Annotated in this window: 7 protein-coding genes; 4 read left to right on the top strand and 3 right to left on the bottom strand. The window is 61.2% G+C overall.

The window, feature by feature from the left end; genetic code table 11:
* Window positions 1-496 precede the first annotated feature (496 nt).
* Window positions 497-1,162: a polysaccharide lyase family 7 protein gene (locus BLL38_RS29325; protein ID WP_076965320.1), complete on the bottom strand. Its 666-nt coding sequence runs from the start codon at window positions 1,160-1,162 to the stop codon at window positions 497-499.
* A gap of 320 nt (window positions 1,163-1,482) precedes the next feature.
* Between BLL38_RS29325 and BLL38_RS29320 the strand changes: the two genes are divergently transcribed.
* Genes BLL38_RS29320 through BLL38_RS29310 form a run of 3 tightly spaced genes read left to right on the top strand, consistent with a single transcriptional unit; the run spans window position 1,483 to window position 4,466 of the window.
* The gene (locus BLL38_RS29320) at window positions 1,483-3,603 is read left to right on the top strand and encodes a putative bifunctional diguanylate cyclase/phosphodiesterase (RefSeq protein ID WP_076965319.1); all 2,121 of its coding nucleotides are present in this window, start codon (window positions 1,483-1,485) and stop codon (window positions 3,601-3,603) included.
* Window positions 3,604-3,645: 42 nt separating this feature from the next.
* Entirely contained in the window at window positions 3,646-4,152 is a 507-nt protein-coding gene (locus BLL38_RS29315; RefSeq protein ID WP_076965318.1) for a YgjP-like metallopeptidase domain-containing protein, read from the top strand.
* Between the two features lie 17 nt (window positions 4,153-4,169).
* Window positions 4,170-4,466, top strand: coding sequence for a winged helix-turn-helix domain-containing protein (locus BLL38_RS29310; protein WP_076965317.1), 297 nt, complete (start codon window positions 4,170-4,172; stop codon window positions 4,464-4,466).
* A gap of 96 nt (window positions 4,467-4,562) precedes the next feature.
* Here the strand turns inward: BLL38_RS29310 and BLL38_RS29305 are convergent, their stop codons facing one another.
* Window positions 4,563-5,015, bottom strand: coding sequence for a GNAT family N-acetyltransferase (locus tag BLL38_RS29305; protein ID WP_076965316.1), 453 nt, complete (start codon window positions 5,013-5,015; stop codon window positions 4,563-4,565).
* Window positions 5,016-5,271: 256 nt separating this feature from the next.
* Here BLL38_RS29305 and BLL38_RS29295 point away from each other — a divergent pair, with 256 nt between their 5' ends.
* Window positions 5,272-6,009, top strand: a complete 738-nt coding sequence (locus BLL38_RS29295) for a substrate-binding periplasmic protein (RefSeq protein WP_076965314.1) — start codon at window positions 5,272-5,274, stop codon at window positions 6,007-6,009.
* A 94-nt stretch (window positions 6,010-6,103) separates the two neighbouring features.
* Here the strand turns inward: BLL38_RS29295 and yccS are convergent, their stop codons facing one another.
* Window positions 6,104-8,287, bottom strand: a complete 2,184-nt coding sequence (gene yccS / locus BLL38_RS29290; protein WP_076965313.1) for a YccS family putative transporter — start codon at window positions 8,285-8,287, stop codon at window positions 6,104-6,106.
* Between the last annotated feature and the right edge of the window lie 306 nt (window positions 8,288-8,593).

Here is an 8,593-nt window from a genome sequence, read left to right as displayed (position 1 = left end):
GTAAGCGCTTCGATTTCAAATGTCCTATCGAAGTCATGAGCGAAGTGATGCAGAAAGCCTTGGCTATGCAATATGATGCTCCTGCGTCAATTCAATAACCGTGTTGCACTCAGCTCCTGCAACCGCCCCTTCAAAAGAATGCCGGGGACGGTTCCAGCTACAGCGCCATGGCGGTGGGTGGTAATTGGGAAGGGGAAGGCTCGACAGCGGAGGCGTCACTGGTAGAAAAGTTGAAGTTTGAGAGAGCAGCCATCAAAACGGGAAAAGACTCGGAGACCAAGGAGACTATCTACTATGTGAGTTGCGATTACGGAGGGACAGACATGAACGACTATTTGCGTATGTCGCGCCGTTTTACGGCACTGCCCAAGGCAGTGGGCACTCACTGGCAGGAAAACCTGTGCAGCGCTTCCTCGGTGGAGGACTGTGGCTTTGAGCCATAGTGGTCCGAGGCCTGTATCAACACTCACTAACCCGTTGATCCAGGCCTGCCAATTCAGTGGTGATCGATATCCAGCTTGGCAAACGTCACCTTGCCGCCTTCCTGGCTATCGCCCCTGTTGTCTTGCACATACACACCGGCCTTGAAGTACAGCGGCTTCTTGCCCCAGGCCGCGCCGAGGCGTTCGTTCCATTGCCCGTTGGCGGCCTCGATGCTCAGCAGCCCGGCCTTGTTCAGGTGGATGACGTAGGTGAAGTTGCGCTCCAGGGGCACATTCTCGGCCACGATAATCACCCGGCCCTTGCTGTCATCGGGGCGCATGCGCACCTTGGCGACGACGTTGCCGGTCCGGGTTTTTTCCTTGTACTGGTATTCGACTTTGAGCAGCGGTTTCTGGCTGTCATAGGCGTGAATCTGACCGATCACGATCTTGCCCGAGGAGGGCACCTGGTTGATGGCCAGGGTGGCACGCAGGTAGTTGTCGGCTTCGGGGTAGGTCCAGTTGCGCAGTCGGCCGTCGGCATAGGTTTCCCGCAGTTCGCTGCGCGGGTAGATGGCGTTTTCGGTACGGGTGCCGGTGACGGGAGACCAGAATTGCACGCTGCTGCCTTCGGCCTGGAAGTATTTGCCATTGAAACCACTGAGCAGTTTGGGCGTGTCGATGGTGGCGGGCGGGGTGCCGACAGGGATGCTCAGGTTCCAGGTGGACAGATCAATCATTGAGTGCGCCTTTGCTGTACGTAAAGAGGGGGTCAAAAGGCTTTGGCCCAAGGGTTGCCGCGTTCTTTATAAGCGGCTGGTCACTGTTTGTTAATGACTTTATGGCGATTTATTGGCGCCAATAGCCTGTCAAAAAGCCATCTTTCCCGTAATCCGTGGGCTGTAGGTGCTGACCGTTAGTCGGTTGTGTGGTCTTTGGCGCAATGATGGCACTGTCGCGCCTTCTGCTTTATGGGATCCAGGGCTAGAGTGACTCCACATAGAATGTCCGGTTTTGTCACAAAAATGACCGGAATGAATCCTCAAGGAAGAGAGTCCGCATGGAAGGTGCTCCAACCCCAGCCGAAGGCTGTTCAGTGCTCCTGGTGGTCGATGACTACCCGGAAAACCTGATCAGCATGCGTGCGCTCCTGCAGCGCGACGACTGGCAGGTGGTGACGGCGGCCTCTGGCGAGGAAGCCCTGGGGCTGTTGCTCGAACGTGACGTCGACCTGGTGCTGCTGGATGTGCGGATGCCGGGCATGGACGGCTTTGAAGTGGCGCGCTTGATGCGCGGCAGCCAGCGTACCCGCATGACCCCGATCATCTTCCTGAGTGCCAATGAGCAATCGCCCGCTGCGGTGCTGGAAGGCTATGCCAGCGGCGCCATCGACTACCTGTTCAAGCCCTTCGACCCGCATATCCTCAAGCCCAAGGTCCAGGCCTTGCTGGAGCATCAGCGCAACCGGCGGGCCTTGCAGCGTTTGAGTCATGACCTGGAACTGGCCCGGGCCTTTAATGCCTCGGTGCTCGACAACGCCGCCGAGGGCATCCTGGTGGTGGGCGAAGACGGGGTGATCAGCTATGCCAACCCTGCCATTTCGCGCTTGCTCAATGCCACGGTGGGCGAGTTGCAAGGCCAGGCGCTCCTGGGCTTCCTGCAAAAGCCCCATATGCCTGACTGGTTCGGCTGCGAGCTGTACGCCGCTTACCGCCGCGGCGAAACCTGGCGCCTGCATGACGCGATCCTGCGCACCGCGCCCGGCCAGCAGCTGCCGGTGGCGATGTCCTGTGCGCCGCTGCCCCGGGAGCAGAAGGCCATGGTGGTGACCGTGCAGGACATGTCGCAAGTGCGGCACCTGCATCAACAACTCGAATCCCAGGCCGTCACCGACCCGCTCACCGGCCTGCTCAACCGGCGGGGGTTCTACCAGGCCGTAGAAACGAGCCTGTTGCGCCACGAGCGCAGCGAGCAGGCCACGGTGCTGCTGTACATGGACCTGGACGGCTTCAAGCGGGTCAACGATTGCGTGGGGCACGACGCCGGCGACCGGGTGTTGCGCTGGGTCTCGGAGCAATTGGAGCTGTGCCTGCGCAGTTGTGACATTCTTGGCCGCCTTGGGGGGGATGAGTTCGTCGCGTTGCTGGAACTGCAATACCCGGAACAGGCCGCCAAGCTCGCCGAGCAGTTGATCGAGCGGGTGTCGATCTGCCAGCAAGTGGATGGCCTGGAGGTGATGCTGGGGGTCAGTATCGGCATTGCCACCTTCCCCGATTGCGGTCGCGACCTCACGGGCCTGCTGCGCGCCGCCGATATCGCCATGTACGAAGCCAAGCGGGCGGGGCGTCAGCAATATCGCTATTACGATCAGGAAATGAACGGCCGCGCCCGCTCGCGCCTGCTGCTTGAAAGCAGTGTGCGCGAGGCCATCGACAACAAGCAGGTGACGTTGGTATACCAGCCCCAGGTGTCCCTGGTGGATGGGCACCTGCGCGGGGTCGAGGCCTTGTTGCGCTGGCAGCACCCGAGTGTTGGCGATGTGCCGCCTGGGTTGTTCCTGCCCTTGCTGGAAGAGACGCGCCTGATCAGCCAACTCAGCAGTTGGATCTACCACCAGGTGGCACTGGCGCGACAGGCCTGGGCACCGGTCATGCACGACGACTGGGTGCTGAGCGTGAGCCTGAGCAGCAGCCAGTTCAATATGCCCAACCTGGCGACCCAACTGCAGCAGGCACTGGAGCGACATGGGCTGCAGGGGCGGCAACTGGAAGTGGCAATCGGCGAAGAAAGCCTGATGCACAATATTGAAGAGTCCACCAAGCAGCTCAAGCAGCTACGGCGTCTGGGCGTGCGGATTGCCCTGGATGACTTTGGCTCGGGCCACTGCTCCCTGGCGCACCTGCGTGACCTGGAGTTCGACACACTCAAGCTCGACCCGGGCCTGGTCGCCCGCGTGCTCGGCTCGCCCCGGGAGGCGGCGCTGGCCCGCAGCATTATCGAGCTGTGCGGGCACTTCGGTTTGCTGGTGATTGCCGAAGGGGTAGAAACCCTTGAGCAATGCCACTGGCTGCAGGCCAATGGCTGCCAATTCATCCAGGGGCCGCTGGTGGCCCTGTCCCTGACCGCCGAGGACATTGCCCACTGGCCACAGTCGTTTGCCCTGCGCGCAGGCCCCTGCTGAATTCGCTACACTGGCGGCCTCACGCCCCTGCCGTTTGAACCCATGACTGCGCTGAAATACCTCCAGGCCTATCCCGCCGCCCTGCAAGAGCAAGTGCGCCAATTGATCGCCAAGGATCAGCTGGGCGACTACCTGCACCAGCGTTACCCCGAGCGCCATGGGGTGCAGAGTGACAAGGCGTTGTACAGCTACGCCCTGGCCTTGAAGCAGGAGCACCTGCGCAATGCGCCGGCCATCGACAAAGTGCTGTTCGACAACCGCCTGGACCTGACCCACCGCGCCCTGGGCCTGCACACCACGATCTCGCGGGTACAGGGTGGCAATCTCAAGGCCAAGAAAGAGATCCGCATCGCGGCGTTGTTCAAGGAGGCGGCGCCGCAGTTCCTGAAGATGATCGTCGTCCACGAACTGGCGCACTTCAAGGAATCGGACCACAACAAAGCGTTCTACAAACTCTGCGAATACATGTTGCCCGGCTACCATCAGGTGGAGTTCGACCTGCGGGTGTACCTGACTTATCGCGACTTGCAGGGTGCGGCGCGGGATTGAACCAAGAGGAAGCGAGCATGGATGTGAGCAAGACCAAGAGCAGTTTCTACCGCCGCCTGTATGTGGCGTATCTGATCGATAGCCAATTGGCCAGCAGCGTCCCGGCATTGACCGAAGCGACCGGCATGCCCCGGCGCACGGCCCAGGACACCATCGCCGCGTTGGCGGACCTGGATATCGTCTGTGAATTCGAGCAGGAAGAGGGCGCCCGCAATCATGCCGGGCGCTATCGGATTCGCGACTGGGGGGCGATTGACCGCAGCTGGATTGAGCGCAACCTGATGCAGGTCAAGCAGGTGTTGGGTTATCCCTGAGTTCGCGGTGACAGGCCTGGCGCTATCGCGGGCAAGCCCGTTCCCACAGGTTGATTGCGGCCACATGTGGGAGCGGGCTTGCCCGCGATGGCGTCCTCAGGCGCGCCGCATCCCAATATGCGGAATATCATCCTCCAGATACACCTCCCCCTCGACCTTGAACCCATATCTGGCGTAGTATCCCTGCAAATGCGCCTGGGCTGAGAGAAAGATCGGCGTCTGCGGCCAGATATCGTCGATCTGCTTGAGGGTTTCCTCCAGCATCTGGTGGCCCAGGCCGGTGCCCCGGGCCACCTCGGCCACCAGCACACGGCCGATAACCACGTCACCGCCATGCAGCTCCGGGTCCAGCAGGCGCAGGTAGGCCACCAGTTGGTTGTCCTGCCAGGCCATCAGGTGGTGGGTATCGCCTTCCAGGTCCTGGTCATCGATATCCTGGTAGATGCATTTCTGCTCGACCACAAACACCGCTGCCCGCAGACGCAAAATGGCGTAGAGCTGTTCCTTGCCCAGATCATTGTGGTGCTTGCAAACCCAATCGACAGTCATTGTTCCATCTCGCATAAAGACCTGACCCGGATAGTAATGCCCTGGCCGGCGACTGTCTTGGGCGACGGTGCAAACACCGGTAAAACCGCGTTTTTTGTGAGTGGCGTCAATTTGCCATCATTGAGTGCTTTCGCCGTGGGGTTCTTTGTGTAATCTGCGGTACACCGCGAGCGATAAGCTACAGTCAGAACCTGGAAGACCTCCCGCCAGGCGCCATCGCCCGCAAGGAACTGCCCGTTGTGCAAGGACATTAAGCATGCTGCGATTGTCTCGTGCCGTTGCTTTGATCGTATTGCTGTTGTTGGTCCCGACGGTGGCCGCAGAACGCTTGCGCCTGGTGGCGGATGCGTGGCCGCCGTTTACCGATGCGAGCCTGGTCAATGGTGGCCTGGCCACTGATATTGTCAGCACCGCCCTGGCGCGTGCCGGCTATGCCAGTGATTTCGAGCAGGTGCCGTGGGCGCGGGCATTGATGGGGGTGGGGGACGGGCGTTATGACGTGCTGATCAATGCCTGGTACGACGAGGCGCGCACGCACTTGGGGCAGTTTTCCGCCGAGTACCTGCTCAACCGCGTGCGTTTTATCAAGCGCCGCAATGACCCCATCGAGTTCCAGAACCTGCAGCAATTGCACGACTACCCTGTTGCCGTGGTGCGTGGCTACGCCTATTCGGCCGACTTTGATGCCGATCCCCATTTGCACAAAGTCCCGGTGCATAACTTCGCCATGGCCGTGCGCATGCTGGCGGCCCAGCGGGTGCGGCTGACGGTGGAGGATGAGTATGTCGCGCGTTTTTACCTGGCACGGGAGTCACCCAGGGTACGCAATGCGGTGGAGTTTTTGCCCAAGGCCTTGAGCGAGAACAGCCTGCATATTCTGGTCAGCCTGAAAAACCCCAAGCATGAGCAGATTGTTGCCGGGTTTGATCGGGAGATCAGCAAGATGAAGGCGGATGGCAGTTATGCGCGTCTTCTTAAGCAACATGGGATGTAGTGTTCTTAAGGCCGCCATCGCGAGCAAGCCCGCTCCCACATTTTGATCTGCGAATACTTTCAAGTGTGGGAGCGGGCTTGCTCGCGATAGGGCCCTAGGCCGCACTGGTTTCCTTGATCAAATGCGCCGCCAGCGTACGCAGCGGCCCCAACTGCCGACAGATCAACGCCAGTTGCGTCTGCACCAGCCTTTGCGCCTCATCGATCTCATCCGGCATCTGCTCCAGCTCCACCGCCAGCGCTTCCTCGGCATCGCTTTGCACCGCGATCGGCTGCTTGTTCGCCAGCCCCGTGGCGATTTCGTCGATGCTGCTGGCCAGGGTCTTGCCCGCGCCTTCGATCAGGTGCTCGCGCACGTCCGCTGGCAGTTGGGTATCGCGGTGTGCACCCAGCCCCGACAGGTAGCTGAGCAAGGTGTGGGACAGCACCAGGAAGCGGAAACCCACGTCGGCTTCCTTACGGAAGTGCCCAGGCTCCATCAGCATATTGGCCAGGGTGGTGGACAGCGCGGCGTCGGCGTTGTGCGCATTGCGCCGGGCCAGGCGATAGGCCAGGTCGTCGCTCTTGCCGGCGGCATATTGCTGCATGATCTGGCGCAAATAGATGCTGTTGCAGGTCAGGGTGTTGGCCAGCACTTTGTTCAGGCGCCGGCCTTGCCAGTCTGGCAGGAACAGGAACACCGCGAGCCCGGCGATCAGGCTGCCGAGCAAGGTATCGAACAGGCGCGGCAGGAACAGCCCGTAGCCATCGCCCACCTGGTTGAAGCAGAACAGCACCATCAGGGTAATGGCGGCGGTGGCCAGGGTGTAGCGGGTGGTGCGGTTGATAAAGAACACCAGCCCGGCGGCGATGGCGAACATCGACTGCACCAGGGGGCTGGGGAACAGGTCGAACAGCGCCCAGGCCACCGTCAGGCCAATGGCTGTGCCGACGATCCGCTGGCCGAGCTTGCGCCGCGTGGCGCCGTAGTTGGGCTGGCAGACAAACAGAGTGGTGAGGATGATCCAGTAGCCCTGGGACGGGTGGATCAAATGCACCATGCCGTAGCCGACACTCAGCGCCAGGGGCAGGCGCAGGGCGTGACGGAACAGCAGCGAAGTCGGGGTCAGTTGGGTACGCAGGCGCGTCCACATTTCCTTGAGGTTGCGCGGCGAACGGTCCAGCAGGCTGCTGTCGCTGGCATCGGCCAGGCTGTCGGGGTTGCTGGCGTCACTGAGCAGGCGGTCTAGGGTCGACAGGTTGGCCGCCAGCGCGCGCAACGAACGCAGCAGGCCGCGCCAGGCCGGGTTGCTCTGGATGCGCAGGTGTTCGAGGGAGGCATTCAGGTCGCCCAGGGCCTCGGCGAAGCTATCGTCATAGACAAACGGCTGGCGCAACTGGATCGACTCGGCGAGGGCCTGGCAGGCCTTGCCTTGCTGGCGCAAGAGGCGCTGGCAGCGGAACAGCACGTCACTGTGGAAGAACGCCTCGGCCAGGGCGTTGTAGGGGTAGTGGGAGGAACTGGCGCGTTCGTGGATGTCCTGGGCCAGGAAATACAGCTTGAGGTAGCGGCTGACCTTGGAGCCCGGCCGGCCATTGCCGACACGGTGCAGGATGATTTCCTTGGCCGCATTGAGCGCCGCCACCACCCGGCCATTTTGTTGCGCCAGTTCCAGGCGGCGGGCTTCGACGTCCAGTTGGCGAATGGGCTCGAACAGCGACGACTTGAGCTTGAGGTAACGCCCCAGTTCGCGAAACAGCCGGGCCAGGCTCTGTTGCACCGGCTGGTTGGAAAACAGCGCCTGCCACAGCACCGACAGCACGCCATACCAGGCGGCGCCGGCCACCAGCAGCAAAGGCTCGTGCCAGAAGTCGGTGACGGCGCCACCGCGCTGGTCCACGCCGATCATGGTGTAGACCGACAGGATCAAGGTGGCCGAGGCAATCGCGCCATAGCGCTCGCCCAGGGCGCCGAGCATGGTCAGGCAGAAACTCGCCAGGGCAATGGCGATGGCAAAGATCCACGGGTAGGGAAACAGCAACTCCACCGACAGCGCCGCCACGCTGAAACACACCAGCGTTACCGCCAGGGCATTGAGGCGGCCTTGCCAGCTGTCATCGGTCTCGGCCAGGGCGCTGGCGATAATCCCCAGGAACAGCGGGATCAGCAGCGACATTTCATCCTGATACCAGCACAGCGCCATGCTGCCGGTGAGGGCGATAAACACCCGTACGCTGTAACTGAACTTATCCAGTGCCCAAAGGCGCCGCATGGACTGCTTGAACGAGGTCGAGGACATGAAGGCTGGGGTCTTCCGGGACGATGCCGCTAAATTGAGCCAGTAATGACGCTACGGCAAGCGTGGCGATCACATTCATAAGCAAAAAATATCCCAGGCACACCACAATCCAACTGTGGGAGCTGGCTTGCCTGCGATGGCGCTGGGTCAGCCAGCAAATATGGCACTGATACACCGCTATCGCAGGCAAGCCAGCTTGTATGGTTAGACTTGTAGGGGTGGTGGGACTAAAAGCCAGCATCTGACTCTAGCCAGTACAGACCGTGGGAGACTTCGCCCCACCCCTTCACCAAAGCGCCGATAAGG

Source organism: Pseudomonas gessardii, from assembly GCF_001983165.1.
Taxonomy (GTDB): Bacteria; Pseudomonadota; Gammaproteobacteria; order Pseudomonadales; family Pseudomonadaceae; genus Aquipseudomonas; species Aquipseudomonas gessardii.
This window is presented reverse-complemented; position numbering and strand designations above follow the sequence as displayed.

What these genes read in the sequence shown, in the direction of transcription:
- BLL38_RS29325 (WP_076965320.1), bottom strand. Translation starts at nt 1,162, where the DNA reads ATGATTGATCTGTCCACCTGGAACCTGAGCATCCCTGTCGGCACCCCG.
- BLL38_RS29320 (WP_076965319.1), top strand. Translation starts at nt 1,483, where the DNA reads ATGGAAGGTGCTCCAACCCCAGCCGAAGGCTGTTCAGTGCTCCTGGTG.
- BLL38_RS29315 (WP_076965318.1), top strand. Translation starts at nt 3,646, where the DNA reads ATGACTGCGCTGAAATACCTCCAGGCCTATCCCGCCGCCCTGCAAGAG.
- BLL38_RS29310 (WP_076965317.1), top strand. Translation starts at nt 4,170, where the DNA reads ATGGATGTGAGCAAGACCAAGAGCAGTTTCTACCGCCGCCTGTATGTG.
- BLL38_RS29305 (WP_076965316.1), bottom strand. Translation starts at nt 5,015, where the DNA reads ATGACTGTCGATTGGGTTTGCAAGCACCACAATGATCTGGGCAAGGAA.
- BLL38_RS29295 (WP_076965314.1), top strand. Translation starts at nt 5,272, where the DNA reads ATGCTGCGATTGTCTCGTGCCGTTGCTTTGATCGTATTGCTGTTGTTG.
- yccS (WP_076965313.1), bottom strand. Translation starts at nt 8,287, where the DNA reads ATGTCCTCGACCTCGTTCAAGCAGTCCATGCGGCGCCTTTGGGCACTG.